The following is a 13,178-nucleotide window of genomic DNA, read 5'->3' on the forward strand; positions in this document are numbered from 1 at the left end:
ACGCCGCGGCGGGAATCCAAGCCGGGACCGGGTCGCGAGGCTCGGGGCATGACAAGGACAACACGCGGTTTGTTGATGGCCGGGCTGACCACGGCGGCGGTGCTCGCCGGTGTGACACCGGCATTCGCGGCCGAGGCGCCGATCCGGATCAGCGGGTCGGCCGGCGGCACGCTCGGGCCCGAGTTCGGCCCGATGGTCGGTGATCCGGTGCGGTTCGAGATCGAGGCCAGTGCCACCGATCCAATGAAGCCGACCGGTCACTTCAAGGTCACCCACCACAAGCCGGACGGCTCGCTGCTGGCCCGGTTCTCCGGCGAGGTCACCGGCGCGCACGCGGTCGGGCAGGTCGGGGTGGTCAACGGGAAGATCACCTGGGCCGAGCATCCCGGGGCGCCTCAGGTGGAGTTCGTGGGCAAGCCGATCTCACTGACCGTGCAGGACGAAGGGACGCGCGGGGACCGGATCGGGTGGGTGTGGGGGTTCTTCGGGCAGCCGGTGAGCCCGTTGCAGGGGACGGCGCCGGTGTTGCGGCTGCGGGACGGGGACTTCTCGGTGCGCGGGCCGGTGCCGGGGGTGGACGGCGCTGACAAGACTTCGGGTGGCGGGGGTGGCGGGCTCGCTGACAAGACTTCCGTTGGCGGGCTGGCCGGCCAGGCAGCGGGTGTCGGGGCCGCTGACAAAACTTCCGGCGGTGGGCGCGCTGACAAGGCGGCCAGGGGCGGGCTTGCGGCTGCGGGCGGTGGCGACCGGGGGCACGTGCTCGCCGGGACGGTGCGCGGGACCAGCAAGGACCCGGAGTTTCTCAACGACCCGCTGATGTTCTCGGTGCGCGCGGCGGTCGCGCCCGGCAGCACTCCGGACTCGGCCACCGGGCGGTTCCACGTCACCCACCACAAGCCGGACGGCGCGCTGGTCGCCGACTTCAGCGGCGACATCACCTGCCTGGTGGTGGGCGGGCGGGTCGGCATGGCCACCGGGGTGGTGCGGGCCAGCGCCGATCCCGCGCACATCGGGCTCAGGGTGTCCTTCTCCGTCTACGACGGCGCGCGCGGGGACCGCATCGGGTGGCTGTGGGGGCTGCCGGGGTCGCCGCCGGTGCACGACTGTCAGGGGTTCTCGCCGTTCTTCACCCCGTCCTCCGGCGGCTTCCTCGCCCGAGGCCTGTAGCTAGGGGCGGCTCATCGGGACGTGGGCGACGCCGCCGTCCAGGAACTCCGGGCCGGTGACCTGGTAGCCAAAAGCGCTGTAGAACCTGGTCACCGTGGTCTGGGCGTCCAGCACGGACGGGGCGTCGCCGATGTCGTCGAGCGCGGCGCGCATGAGCTCGCGGGACAGGCCCTTGCCCCGGGCGTCCGCCCTGGTGACCACCCGGCCGACGCGGATGGTCCGGCCGTCCGGTTCCACCAGCAGGCGCAGGTAGGACAAGGGGTCGCCGTCGGTGTCGGCGAACCAGAGGTGGCGGGTGGCCGGGTCCAGGTCGCGGCCGTCCAGGTCCGGGTAGGGGCTTTCCTGTTCGACGATGAAGACGTCCACGCGCAGGCGCAGCAGGGCGTAGAGGGTCGTGACGTCCAGCTGGTCGCCGGTGGCTCGGTGCGGGGTGCTCACCCCGCCGTTCCTACCAGGTGAGGGATCACACGTAGTTTCCGCGTCAAAGACCGCAAGACTTCCTGTTAATGTTCCATCAATGCGAAAGATTGCCCGTCTGATTATGGATTGACCCTCGGTTGTCCTGCTGACCACGATGGGAGGCGACATGTCCCTGGACCTGACCCAACTGCCCACGTTCCTGATCGCCTGTGCCGTCGTGGTGCTGACGCCGGGAGTGGACGCGTTCCTGCTGCTGCGCACCTCGCTGCGCCAGGGCACCCGGGCCGGGCTGCTGGCCCTGGCCGGGATCCACTCGGCGGCGCTGGTGCACGTGGCGCTGGTGGTCTCCGGGCTCGGCCTGCTGATCAGCCACTCGCCGGGCGTGCTCACCGCGCTGCGCTGGCTGGGCGCGGCCTACCTCGGCTTCCTCGCCTACTCGATCATCCTCGGCCTGTGGCGGGCGCGCGGCGAGCTGCGCACCGCGACCGCCGGTGAGCGGGAGGACGAGCGGCCGGGCAGCGGGCCGTTCCTGCGCGGGTTCCTGTGCAACATCACCAACCCGAAGATGCTGCTGTTCTGCCTGGCGTTCCTGCCGCAGTTCCTCGGCGCGGCCGGCAACCCCGTGCTTCAGCTGGGCGTTCTCGCCGCGGTGTTCCTGGTGCTGGCCTTCGCCTGGGAGCTGGCGATCGTGCTGGCCGCCAGCAGGCTGCAGGAACGGCTGGCGCGTCCGGCCGTGCTGAACGGGCTGGACGCCTTCTGCGCGGTAGCCTTCCTGACCATGTCGGTCGGGCTCGTGCTCGGCAGCTGAGCCGCACGGCCGGCCGCCGTCCGACTCAGGGAGCCGCCCGTGTTCTTCGTTCTCCAGGTAGTGATCACCGCCGTGGCGCTGTGGGTGTCCACCGCGTTGCCCGGCATCGACATCGGGCCCGGCCCGGTCTCGGTCGGTGCGAAGATCGGCACGCTGCTGCTGGTCGGCCTGGTCTTCGGTCTGGTCAACGCGATCATCAAGCCGGTGGTCAAGCTGGTCGGCTGCGTCTTCTACCTGCTCACCCTCGGCCTGATCGGCCTGGTGGTGAACGGCCTGCTGTTCTGGCTGACCGGCTGGGCCGCGGGCAAGCTGGGCCTGCCGTTCGAGGTGACCGGGTTCTGGCCCGCGTTCTTCGGCGCGATCATCGTCGCGGTGGTCAGCTGGGCGCTGAACGCGGTTCTCCAGGCACGTGAGGCCGTCGAGGACTGAGCTGTGACAGCCGCTGCTAGGACCTGAGCACCAGGTCCAGCAGCGGCTGGTACGTGCTGACCCGCACGTACACGCCGGGCTGGAACGGGCGCGCGCAGCCGATGCCCCACGAGGTCACGCCGACCAGCTTGCCGCCGGCCACCAACGGGCCGCCCGAGTCGCCCTGACAAGTGTCCACGCCACCGTGGGCGTAGCCGGCGCAGAGCATCGAGCCTGCCTCGAAACCGGCCAGCACGGACTGGCAGAGCGGGTCGCTGACCACCGGCAGCGCGGCCTTGAGCAGGTAGCGGGACGGGAAGCCGCCCTCGGCGGTACGGCCCCAGCCCAGTGCGGTGGCGTAGGAGCCTGGTCCGTAGAGCAGGGTGTCAGCCGGGGTCGCCAGCGGCAGGGTGGGCAGCGCCAGCGGCAGGGTCAGGCGCAGCACCGCGACGTCGTGGCCGGCGCGCACGTCGGTGTAGAACGGGTGGATCCAGATCCCGGTGAGCGTGCGGACCTCGCCGCCCAGCGCGAGCAGGTCTTCCCGGCCCGCGAGGACCAACAGGTCCTTGGGCTGGCGGCCGACCGCGCAGTGCGCAGCGGTGAGCACCATGGTCGGCGTGACCAGGGTGCCGCCGCAGATGACCGAGCCTTCGGCCTTGGCGATCGCGACTGTCCAGGGGAACTCGAAGATCGAGGCCCTGGTGCCGCCGACGACCTTGGTGTCCGGCGGCGGGATGGGGGCCGCGAGCGCGGGTGCGGGCGCGGCGCACAGGAGCAGGACTCCCACGATCGCCGCGCGGATGCCGGACCAACCGAGCCGTGCACGCGTGCCAGACCTCATCGTCCGCTCCCCTCTGCTCGCCTCACCTCCCCAGGACAGCCCGGGTGGCGCGGGCGGACAAGTCGAGTCGGCGAACGCAACCCACGCGGGTGACCTTGGCTGGACAAACCGGAGACAGCCCGATGGGGCGGCCCGCGTGCACGGACCGCCCCATCGAGGTGCAGGGATATTCAGTTGTGGCCGTGTGGCAGGGGCTAAGAGGTGATCTGCTGGCTCAGCACCGCGTGGTACGGGGCGATCCGGGCGTACACGCCGGGGTAGTTCGGCGCGGCGCAGCCACGGCCCCAGGAGGTGGCGCCGATGAGCTTGCCGCCGACGATCAGCGGGCCGCCGGAGTCACCCTGGCAGGTGTCCACGCCGCCCTGCGGGAGACCGGCGCACACCATCGAGGTGTTGCTGTACTGCGAGTACGCGGTCTTGCAGGTCTGGTCCGAGGTCAGCGGCACGTTCGCCTTGAGCAGGTAGCGCGAGGCGGAGCCGCCCGAGCTGGTGGTGCCCCAGCCGAGGATCAGCCCGCTCTGGCCCGCGGCGTAGAGCGCGGTGTCCGACGGGGTGGCCAGCGGCACGGTCGGGCCGCTGATGTTGCGGTCCAGGGTCAGCACCGAGACGTCGTAGCCCGCGGTGGCGGTGGTGTAGCTGGGGTGCACCCAGATCTTGGTGACCCGGGCGACGGTGCCCGCGGTGCTCTGCTTGTCCTCGCGGCCGTGCACCACGTAGGTGCTCGACGGAGAACGGCCCTTGGTGCAGTGCGCGGCGGTGACGACCTTGTTCGCCGCGACCAGGGTGCCGCCGCAGAACTGGCCGGAGCCGGAGCTGCCGGAGGCCAGGTACACCGTGTACAGGTGCTGGCTGATCGATGCCCGGGTGCCGCCGACGATCAACGGGTCGACGTCGGATGACGGCGAGGCGTTCACGGCTGCCGCGGAGGAGAAGCTGACCGCCGCGACCGCGGCGACGATGCCGAGCATTCGGCCAAGGCGACGCAGGGTTACCGCCATGGTGGGGCTCCTTTTCTCGTGCCCTCGAACGAGTGGGAGACGCATACCAAGAGCAACAGAGGAGTGACCCGCCACACAACGGTCGTTCGGTGTGGGCCAATCGGGCGGCGGGCCACTCCGTGCCTGTTAAGAGCCGATTTGCGCAGCCAGCTGGCTGTAGTAGCTGGACACGCGGGCGTACACACCGGGCTTGCCGGCCTGTGCGCAACCCTCACCCCAGGAGGTGATGCCGACCAGCTTGCCGCTCACCACGAGCGGGCCACCGGAGTCGGCCTGGCAGGTGTCCTTGCCGCCCTGCGGGTAGCCCGCGCAGACCATGGACGCGCTCTTGTACTCCGAGTACGCGCTGGCGCAGGTCTGGTCGGAGGTCAGCGGCACGACGACCTGACGGAGCGTGTCGGAGTAGTCGCCGTTGCCGGTGGTGTCGCCCCAGCCGAGCGCGCGGGCCTGGGTGCCGGCCTGGTACAGCCCCGAGTCCGCGGGCTTGGCCAGCGGCAGGGTGGTGTAGTTGAGGTTGCGGTCCAGCGTCATGACCGCCACGTCGTCACCCTGGGTGACGCTGCGGTAGTTCGGGTGCTGCCAGATCTTGGTCACCCTGGCCGTGTGGCCCTGGCTGGTGCGCAGGTCGGTGCGGCCGGCCACGATCTGCCAGCGGGAGACGGCCTTGCCCGCGGTGCAGTGCGCGGCGGTGACGACCTTGTTCGGCGCGGCGAGCGTGCCGCCGCACCACTGGGTGCCGTCGAGCAGCAGCGCGACGGTCCACGGGTACTGCTGGGTGGTGGCCGCGGTGCCGCCGACGATCAACGGGTCGACCGTCGTCTCCGGCGGCGGTGCCGCGCTGGCCATGGCGCCGGGCGCCAGGCCGAGGGTCACGGCGGCTGCCGCGACCCCGATGAACTTGACCAGGCGATGCAGGGTGGTCGCCAACGGTCACTCCTTCCTCGTGCCCTCGTACGAGGTCCCAGCCCAGGTGGCCGGGTTGCGCTGTAGGCAACGCGAGGAGTGTTTGCGTCGACAACCGCCCTTCGTCGTGACCCATTCGGCCTAATCAGTTTCTGGCCGTGCGGACCACTGCTGAGCAGGCAGAACCCAGCTCAGGACGGCGTGGTTAATCTGTTGTTGCGTGAAGACGTAATGATCGGAAACGCGGCGGTTACCAGTCGGACTGAATTTTCACCTGGGCGCGCGGCGCTGGCCGAGCTGGGCGTGGATCAGGTCGAGGTAGTTGCCGATCTTGGTGTAGACGCCCGGCTTGTTCTGCTGGGCGCAGCCCTCGCCCCAGGAGGTGATCCCGATCAGCCGTCCCTCGGCGACCAGCGGACCACCCGAGTCGCCCTGGCAGGCGTCGATGCCGCCCTTGTCGTACCCGGCGCAGAACATCTCCGCCGGGTCGTAGGTGCGGTAGGGCCGCGAGCAGCTGGTGTCCGGCAGCACCGGCACGGTCGCCTGCATCAGGTAGCGGGAGGTGGGCCCGGCCTCCTTGGTCGCACCCCAGCCGACCACGGTCGCCTTGGTGCCCGGCCGGTAGCGCCGGTCGTTGTGCTCGGCCAGCGGCAGGGTCGGCACGTCGAAGGCCTCACCGAGGGTGAGCACGCCGAGGTCGTCGCCGTTGAACACCGACTCGAACTCCGCGTGCGTCCAGATCCGGTTGACCGGCAGCACCCGGCCGGTGGTGCGGCTCTGCGTGTCGGTGCGCCCGGCGACCACCCTGATGTCGGCGGGCGCGCGGTTGGCCACGCAGTGCGCGGCGGTGAGCACCTTGGTCGGCGCGATCAGGGTGCCGCCGCAGTACTGGTTGCCCGCGCGGCTGGTCAGGTAGACCGCCCACGGGTGCGCCGAGGTGTTGGTGGTGGTGCCGCCGACGATCCGGGCCGAGCGCAGCTGGACGTCGTCACGCTGGGCCTCCGGCGCGGGCGCGGGGCTCAGCACCGAGTAGACCAGTCCGCCGAGGAGCACCAGCGCCGCCGCGGGCGCCAGCAGCCACCACCGGTTGCGCGGTGGTTCGGTGTTCGTCATCGACATACCTCTCACGATCGGCACGCTGTGCGACTGATCAGGCACCCAGCGCACGCACGGAGAAGCATACTCCGTCGTTTGGTCGAGGAATCATTACGCCGAACGGGTGTAGACGCGGTTCATGTCATGCTGGACGGGTGGGGAGCGGAAGCTGGGCCGGCACGGCGGTCGCACTGGGTCTCGCGGTGGCGCTGACCGCCTGTCAGGGCCCAGCGGAGCCGGTGACCACCAGCACGCCCGCGCCGCCGCTGACGTTCCGGTTCGAGACCAGCACCCCGCCACCCAGCAGCACCCCGCCCGGCGGTGAGCAGCGGCCCGCTCCCCCGCCACCGGTGTGGACGGTCGGCGCGCGACCGCTGCCCAAGCGGCCGGACGGTTTCGGGCAGGTGCTGCCCACCCCGCCCGAACTGGCCCAGCGCAGGCTGCCCAGCGCGGACCGGCTGCCGCCGCCGAAGGACGGGCGGTTCGCCGCGGCCGTGGTCCCGGTGCCCGCGGAGGTGCTCGCGCGCAGCACCTGGCAGCCGGCCTGCCCGGTCGGCAAGGACGAGCTGCGGTACCTGACCGTGTCGTTCTGGGGTTTCGACGACCGGCCGCACACCGGCGAGCTGATCCTGGCGGCGGGTGTGGCGGAGCAGGTGCGCGCGGTGTTCGAGCGGCTGTACGCGGCCCGGTTCCCGATCGAGGAGATGCGGGTGACCACCAAGGCCGAGCTGGACGCCCCGCCCACCGGCGACGGCAACAACACCAACGGCTTCGTCTGCCGGCCCGCGCGTGGGCAGACCCGCTGGTCCGCGCACGCCAAGGGCCTCGCGGTGGACCTCAACCCGTTCGCCAACCCCTACCTGCGCGGGGACCTGGTGTTGCCGGAGCTGGCTTCGGCGTACGTGGACCGGCGGCAGCGCAAGCCCGGCATGATCCACGCCGGGGACGCGGTGGTGCAGGCCTTCGGCGCGATCGGGTGGACCTGGGGCGGGAACTGGCGGACGCCCAAGGACTACATGCACTTCTCGGCCACCGGGGACTGAGCGGGGCCGGAGACCGAGGGCCGGGCAGGGGCCGGACGGTCGCCGCGGGGGCCGGGCGACGGACGCGAGGGTCGGACACAGCGCGGGGTCGCGCGCGGCGCAGGGGTCGGGCACGCGCGGGAGCCGCGCACAGCGGGAGCCGCGCACAGCGGGAGCCGCGCACAGCGGGAGCCGCCCGCCGAGCCTGGGCTCAGCGGGCGGTCGTGTTCGGTGTGCGCGTTCGGCTCAGTTCGCGGACGGGCCGGAGCCCTTGCCCGCGTCGCCGCCGCCGCTGTCACCGCGGTTGCCGCCGGTGAAGGAGTTCCACACCTTGCCCGCGGTGTCCGAGACCAGGTTGCCGACCTCGCTGAGGACCTTGGCCAGGGGGTCCGCCGAGGAGGTGATGGCCTCCTTGTAAGACTTCGCCGCGCCCTTGATGTCGTCCTTCCAGTTCGAGGTCGTGCTGTCGTCCTCGCGGCGCGGGTAGTTCCCGGCCAGGATGTCGCGGTACTGCTCGCTCGCCGCCCACTGCTGCAGGTCGGCGGCCCGCACCACGGGCAGCGGGTGGGTGAGCCCGTCCAGGTGGATGAGCTTGAGCACGCTGTCGCGCACGTCCTCCACGCCGTCGTAGTCGGCGGCCTGCTTGAGGTACTCGGCGGTATTGATCTTGGAAGGGTCGGTGACGCCGGAGAGGATCATGTGCACCCGCAGGACCACGGCCGCGTCCTGCACGCACAGCAGGCCGGCGCGGTCGGCGGAGAGCTGGGAGCGGCGGTGCCAGTCCTGCAGCGCGAGGATGATCGCGCGCAGGCCCCAGTACCCGACCGGCATCCAGGCCATGCCGGCGGCCAGGCCGATCAGGCGGCGCAGGATCGTGTAGTACAGGACGTGCCCGGACAGGATGTGGCCCATCTCGTGGCCGAGCACGAACCGGAGCCCTTCCTCGTCCAGCAGCTCGACCAGTCCGGTGGTGATGACGATGAACGGCTCGTCCATCCCCATCGCGTAGCTGTTCGGGTGCGGGTCGCGGGCGACGAAGAGGTCGGGCACCTGCTCGAGGTCGAGCGCGGTGGCGCATTCGACCCGGAGGCGGTGCAGCTCCGGGTACTGGTTCTCGGAAACCTTGATCGAGGTCGCCAGGGCGAGCAGGCGTTCGCTGCGCTCCGGAAGGGCGCCGTAGATCGCCTTGAGGACGGCCGGGAAGCCGGGCACCGCGCGTGCGGTGGCCAGGGCGCCCCGGTCGGCCGGGTGTTCGTAGGCCCTCGGGCTGATCTGTGGGAACCGGGTGCGCCCAGTCGCCACGGGCACCTGGGCCGCGTCGTCCGCCATCGTCAACCCCCGTTAGTCGGTGTAAAGCGGTACTGCATTCGAGCGTACAGACGCATGGGCGCTCGTGCGGTCGGTCTCAGGGACAACTCAGGGACAACTCAGGGTCCGGCACTTCGGTAGTCCGAATAGGCCGGGCGGCCCAGCCTTCGGGACTGGACGGCGCAGCCGGGTGCGGATGGCCGAAGTACTAAGGAAATTCCACGAAGGTGAGAACTACGCCTATCCCGAAGTACGGTTCCGCTTTTCTGCGGCTTCGGTCGCCGGTCTTGTCCGCGATTACCGCGCACTGTTCTGATTATCCGGTCGGACCGCGACCCGACAGGGCAATGACGAAATCTCCGAATAAATGGGAGTGAACAATGCGCAACGTCACCAAGTTCCTGGCCGCTGGCACCTCCGCGCTCGCCCTCTCCGCCGGCCTGCTGCTGACCGGCGGCACCGCCTCCGCCGCCCCGGCGGCCACCGCCGCCGAGCAGTCGGCGGGCTTCCACTTCTCCAGCGCCACCGTACTGTCGGTGACCACTAAGAAGCTCACGCTGAAGCTGGCTTCCGGCGCCACCGTGGACGTGGTCATCGGCAAGGACACCAAGATCCAGGGCTCGCTGGCCGTCGGCGGCAAGGTCAACGTCCGCGGGATCAGCGTCGCGGGCTCGCTGCTGGCGAACCTGGTGATCGTGCTCTGACCCAAATATCGCAATCGAACCACCGGCGAGAGTGACCATGGTCAACCGATTTGATGGACCTCGGTCACTCTCGGCCGTTCGCATACCTGTCGGTAATGACGAATGGGATGAGAATGGCCCATCCACCCTGCCATCTCCCTAGTGAGGAATGTTCACTGGGAGTTGAGCCCGATTTGGGCTCACGCTAGGAACGAGGGAGCCAGGACCATGCGATCCTTCACCAGACGAACCGTCGCCACCGTTGCCGCCACCGCGATGTCAGCAGGATTGTTCCTCATCGCCGCACCCGCCATGGCAGCGACCCCTGCGCAGGCAGCGACCAGCACGGTCGCCGCCGCGCACGACTACGACTACGAGGACGCCGAGGTGGTCGCCGTTCTCGAGGGCGCCATCAAGGTCAGGCTGGACACCGGCGAGATCATCACGCTCAGGGTCGGGCCGGGCTGCCCGATCCTCAAGGGGGGCGTCCTGGTCGACCTGGACTCGATCCACGTCGGGCTGGAGGTCGACATCGACCTCGGGCTCAGTGTCAACATCCTCGGCATCATCAAGATTCACGGAGTCGCCGGATTGATCTCGATCGGCTAGTCGCCGCCTGGCGCACGCCGGACCCACGACTGGCCGCCGCTCCTGCTCAGCAGGGCGGCGGCCAGTTGCGAGCGGCGGGCGATGCCCAGCTTCCGGTAGATCCTGGTCAGGTGCTGCTCCACCGCCCGGGAGGTGACCAGGAAGCCCTCCGCGATCTCCCGGTTGGTCCGGCCGCGCACCACCTGCTCGGCGATCCGCAGCTCGTGCGGGGTCAGCTCGCCGCCGTCCACCGCCTCGCCGCGGCGCAGCTCGCCGAGGCCGGCGGCCTGGCGGCGGATCGAGTCGGCGAGCACGTCCGCGCCGCAGTCCTCGGCCAGCCGCAGCGCGCGCCGCAGCAGCGCGCCGGCCTGGGTGGGCTTGCCCTGGGCGCCCAGGTGCAGCGCCAGCTCGGCCAGTGAGCGGGCCAGCTGGGGGCGGGCCGGGGAGTTCTCGAGGTGGCGCACCGACTCGGTGAGCAGGGTGGTTCGCTCGGCTTCCGGCGCGGTCAGCGCGGCGGTGCGCAGCGCGACGCCCAGCGGGCCGGGGCCGCCCCAGCGGCGGGCCAGCGCGAGCTCCTCGGCGGCGAGCCGTTCGGCCTCCGCGCGCCGGCCGGTGACCAGGTAGAGCGGGACCGCGCAGGAGCGCCACAGCAGCAGCGCGCGGTCGGTGACACCCCGGTCCAGGAAGCGCTTTCCGACCTGTTCGAGGTCGGCGAGGCCGCCGCTGAGGTCGCCAAGGGAGGCGCGCAGCAGGCCGCGGACCAGCAGCAGGTAGTTGTAGCGCCAGCCGGCCGGCAGCTCGTCGGCCAGGCCGCGGTCGTGCAGCAGGTCCGCGGCGGCCGGGGCCTGGCCGCGTTCGAGCAGGATCTCCACCAGGGTGGCCACCGCGAACAGGGTGGCGCTGCGGGTGCCGGTGCGCAGCTCGTCCAGCACGGCCAGCGCGGCGCGGGCGTCCGCCTCGGCCTCGGCCAGCGCGCCGCGGCGGCAGCGGACCTGGGCGCGCAGGCCGAGCGCGGCGGCGGCGCGCAGCGAGTAGCCGAGGCGGCGGGCCGCGGTGAGCAGCTCGGTGCAGTGCGCCTCGGCCAGGTCGAGGCGTTCCAGCACGAACAGCCCGGCGACCAGATAGGCGAACTCCCAGCGTTCGGCCAGCTCGGCGCCGGGACCGGCGACCGGGGTGCCGCCGCGCTGGGCCCAGGCGCGCAGCACCAGCGGCTCGGCCTCGGCCGCGCTGGGCCCGCCGACCGCGGCCTGGAAGGCGAGCAGGGTGTCGGCGAACCGGCTGGCCCGCATCGAGCCCGCCGTGCCGCGCAGTCCGGCCAGGCGGTGCGGCAGGTCGGGCTGGACGTGGCAGTCGTCGACCTGCAGGCACAGCACGGACAGCCGCAGCTGCCTGGCCAGGTCGGCCTCGTGCGGCTCGACCCTGGCCGCGGCGCGCGCCAGCAGGGCGATGCCCTCGGCGTGCCGGTCGGCCTCGCCGAGCTCCTGGGCCAGCGCGTGCGCGGCCTTGGCGGCGAGCACCGGGTCGATGTCCTCGCCGGTCAGCTCGGCCAGGCGGGTCGCGGCGGTTTCCGGGTCGACCTGCAACTCGGTGAGCGCGAGCTCCAGGCGGAGCTCGGCCAGGTCCTCGGCGGGCTGGGGTTCGGCGAGGGCGCGGCGCAGGCAGCGCACGGCCAGCTCGGGGGCGCCGTTGGCGGCCGCGCCGCGGGCCGCGCGGACCAGGGTGCCGGTGATCCAGTCGCCGGTGACCGCGCCGGGTCCGGTGGCGGCCAGGTGCGCGGCGACCTGTTCGGCTGGGGCGGCGGTGGCGTGCAGGTGCCGGGCGGCGCGGGCGTGCGCGGTCTCCTGCTCGGCCGCGCTGACCTCGGCGGCGAGCGCGCCCGCGATGAGGCCCTGGGCGAAGGTCAGCGGTTTGCCGTCGGCGAGCACGCCGAGTCCGGTCAGCTCGCGGGCGGCTTCGGCCGCCTCGGCCGGGGCCAGGCCGGCGGCCGCGGCGGCCAGGTCGAGCTCGGCCGCGCCGAGCACGGCGAGCACCCGGACCAGGCGGACCACCTCGGGTGGCTGGGCGTGCAGGCGCGGCAGCAGCAGCTGGGCGATCTGCCGCTCGCCGAACTCGGGCACCTCGGCGGCGTGCCCGGCGGTGGGCGGCACCCCGGCGGCCCGCACGGCGCGGGCCAGCTCGCCGAGCAGGTACGGGTTGCCGCCGGTGGCCGTGGCGCAGGCGGCGGCGAACTCGGGCTCGACCGGCTCGCCGAAGGCGGCGGTGAGCAGGTCGGCGCAGTCCGCGGCGGCCAGGCCGGTGAGCGCCAGCGGCTGGCCCGAGGTGACCAGGTCGTCCAGCGCGGCCGGGTCGGCGACCTCCCGGCCGGCGCCGCGGGTCACGGCCAGCAGCACCGGCAGGCCGTGCAGGCGGCGGCGCAGGTAGGCCAGCCAGCGCAGCGAGGGCGGGTCTGCGGCCTCGACGTCGTCCACCGCGATGACCAGCGGCGCGGTCGCGGCCAGGTTGGCGGTGAAGCGGAACAGGCCGTGCAGGGCGGCGTAGGTGTCCAGCGCGGGCCGCTCGCCGTGCAGGCCCTCCCAGCCGAGCACTCGTTCGGCCAGCACCGCCGGTCCGGCCAGCAGCCGCTCCCGGCACTCCGCGGGCGCGGTGAGCAGCGCCGGTTCCAGCAGCTGCCGGACCACGCCGAAGGCGAAGTCGCGCTCCACCGGCGCGGCCTGCGCGCTGAGCACCAGCAGCCCGTCCTGTTCGGCCTGCTGGGTGAGCGCGCGCAGCAGGGTGGTCTTGCCCATGCCCGCGGCGCCGGTGACCAGGACCGCGCGGGGCAGGCCGCCGACGGCGTCGGCCAGCAGGGCGCGCAGGCTGGCCAGCTCGGCGCGACGCCCGAAGAGGAGGCGGTCGCGCTCGGGCGTCCATGGTCGCTGGCGCGTCATCGGCTGCTCC

13 protein-coding genes are annotated in these 13,178 nt (G+C 72.2%); 6 read left to right on the forward strand and 7 right to left on the reverse strand.

Annotated elements, in window-relative coordinates; translation table 11 throughout:
- Window positions 1-48: 48 nt before the first annotated feature.
- Complete coding sequence (locus tag ACWDY5_RS24470) at window positions 49-1,167, forward strand: hypothetical protein (protein ID WP_449724493.1); 1,119 nt, start codon at window positions 49-51, stop codon at window positions 1,165-1,167.
- Here ACWDY5_RS24470 and ACWDY5_RS24475 read toward each other — a convergent pair whose 3' ends face one another.
- A complete protein-coding gene (locus tag ACWDY5_RS24475) occupies window positions 1,168-1,605 on the reverse strand; it encodes a GNAT family N-acetyltransferase (RefSeq protein WP_449724494.1) in 438 nt (145 codons plus the stop codon).
- Between the two features lie 148 nt (window positions 1,606-1,753).
- Here ACWDY5_RS24475 and ACWDY5_RS24480 point away from each other — a divergent pair, with 148 nt between their 5' ends.
- Window positions 1,754-2,395, forward strand: a complete 642-nt coding sequence (locus ACWDY5_RS24480; RefSeq protein WP_449724495.1) for a LysE family translocator — start codon at window positions 1,754-1,756, stop codon at window positions 2,393-2,395.
- Between the two features lie 39 nt (window positions 2,396-2,434).
- The gene (locus ACWDY5_RS24485; protein WP_252480712.1) at window positions 2,435-2,824 is read left to right on the forward strand and encodes a phage holin family protein; all 390 of its coding nucleotides are present in this window, start codon (window positions 2,435-2,437) and stop codon (window positions 2,822-2,824) included.
- A 16-nt stretch (window positions 2,825-2,840) separates the two neighbouring features.
- Here the strand turns inward: ACWDY5_RS24485 and ACWDY5_RS24490 are convergent, their stop codons facing one another.
- From ACWDY5_RS24490 to ACWDY5_RS24505, 4 genes are all read right to left on the reverse strand, one after another.
- A complete protein-coding gene (locus ACWDY5_RS24490; RefSeq protein ID WP_449724496.1) occupies window positions 2,841-3,644 on the reverse strand; it encodes a S1 family peptidase in 804 nt (267 codons plus the stop codon).
- 194 nt (window positions 3,645-3,838) lie between these two features.
- A complete protein-coding gene (locus tag ACWDY5_RS24495) occupies window positions 3,839-4,642 on the reverse strand; it encodes a S1 family peptidase (RefSeq protein WP_449724497.1) in 804 nt (267 codons plus the stop codon).
- A 126-nt stretch (window positions 4,643-4,768) separates the two neighbouring features.
- The gene (locus ACWDY5_RS24500) at window positions 4,769-5,569 is read right to left on the reverse strand and encodes a S1 family peptidase (RefSeq protein ID WP_449724498.1); all 801 of its coding nucleotides are present in this window, start codon (window positions 5,567-5,569) and stop codon (window positions 4,769-4,771) included.
- Window positions 5,570-5,815: 246 nt separating this feature from the next.
- On the reverse strand, window positions 5,816-6,658 hold the full coding sequence (locus ACWDY5_RS24505; protein WP_449724499.1) for a S1 family peptidase: 843 nt from the start codon (window positions 6,656-6,658) through the stop codon (window positions 5,816-5,818).
- Between the two features lie 137 nt (window positions 6,659-6,795).
- On the opposite strand from ACWDY5_RS24505, the gene ACWDY5_RS24510 reads away from it, so the two are divergent.
- Window positions 6,796-7,683, forward strand: coding sequence for a M15 family metallopeptidase (locus tag ACWDY5_RS24510; protein WP_449724500.1), 888 nt, complete (start codon window positions 6,796-6,798; stop codon window positions 7,681-7,683).
- Between the two features lie 225 nt (window positions 7,684-7,908).
- Here the strand turns inward: ACWDY5_RS24510 and ACWDY5_RS24515 are convergent, their stop codons facing one another.
- Entirely contained in the window at window positions 7,909-8,991 is a 1,083-nt protein-coding gene (locus ACWDY5_RS24515) for a M48 family metallopeptidase (RefSeq protein ID WP_449724501.1), read from the reverse strand.
- A 359-nt stretch (window positions 8,992-9,350) separates the two neighbouring features.
- Here ACWDY5_RS24515 and ACWDY5_RS24520 point away from each other — a divergent pair, with 359 nt between their 5' ends.
- Entirely contained in the window at window positions 9,351-9,674 is a 324-nt protein-coding gene (locus ACWDY5_RS24520) for a hypothetical protein (protein WP_449724502.1), read from the forward strand.
- A gap of 207 nt (window positions 9,675-9,881) precedes the next feature.
- Entirely contained in the window at window positions 9,882-10,262 is a 381-nt protein-coding gene (locus ACWDY5_RS24525) for a hypothetical protein (RefSeq protein WP_449724503.1), read from the forward strand.
- Here the strand turns inward: ACWDY5_RS24525 and ACWDY5_RS24530 are convergent.
- Entirely contained in the window at window positions 10,259-13,168 is a 2,910-nt protein-coding gene (locus ACWDY5_RS24530; protein ID WP_449724504.1) for an AAA family ATPase, read from the reverse strand. The two genes, ACWDY5_RS24525 and ACWDY5_RS24530, sit on opposite strands and share 4 nt — an antisense overlap.
- Window positions 13,169-13,178: the final 10 nt, after the last annotated feature.

The sequence above is a fragment of the Crossiella sp. NPDC003009 genome, assembly GCF_053591555.1.

Bases quoted from the DNA above. Each gene is read 5' to 3' on its own strand.
- ACWDY5_RS24470 (WP_449724493.1), top strand. From the start codon at position 49: ATGACAAGGACAACACGCGGTTTGTTGATGGCCGGGCTGACCACGGCG.
- ACWDY5_RS24480 (WP_449724495.1), top strand. From the start codon at position 1,754: ATGTCCCTGGACCTGACCCAACTGCCCACGTTCCTGATCGCCTGTGCC.
- ACWDY5_RS24490 (WP_449724496.1), bottom strand. From the start codon at position 3,644: ATGAGGTCTGGCACGCGTGCACGGCTCGGTTGGTCCGGCATCCGCGCG.
- ACWDY5_RS24495 (WP_449724497.1), bottom strand. From the start codon at position 4,642: ATGGCGGTAACCCTGCGTCGCCTTGGCCGAATGCTCGGCATCGTCGCC.
- ACWDY5_RS24505 (WP_449724499.1), bottom strand. From the start codon at position 6,658: ATGACGAACACCGAACCACCGCGCAACCGGTGGTGGCTGCTGGCGCCC.
- ACWDY5_RS24515 (WP_449724501.1), bottom strand. From the start codon at position 8,991: ATGGCGGACGACGCGGCCCAGGTGCCCGTGGCGACTGGGCGCACCCGG.
- ACWDY5_RS24520 (WP_449724502.1), top strand. From the start codon at position 9,351: ATGCGCAACGTCACCAAGTTCCTGGCCGCTGGCACCTCCGCGCTCGCC.
- ACWDY5_RS24525 (WP_449724503.1), top strand. From the start codon at position 9,882: ATGCGATCCTTCACCAGACGAACCGTCGCCACCGTTGCCGCCACCGCG.
- ACWDY5_RS24530 (WP_449724504.1), bottom strand. From the start codon at position 13,168: ATGACGCGCCAGCGACCATGGACGCCCGAGCGCGACCGCCTCCTCTTC.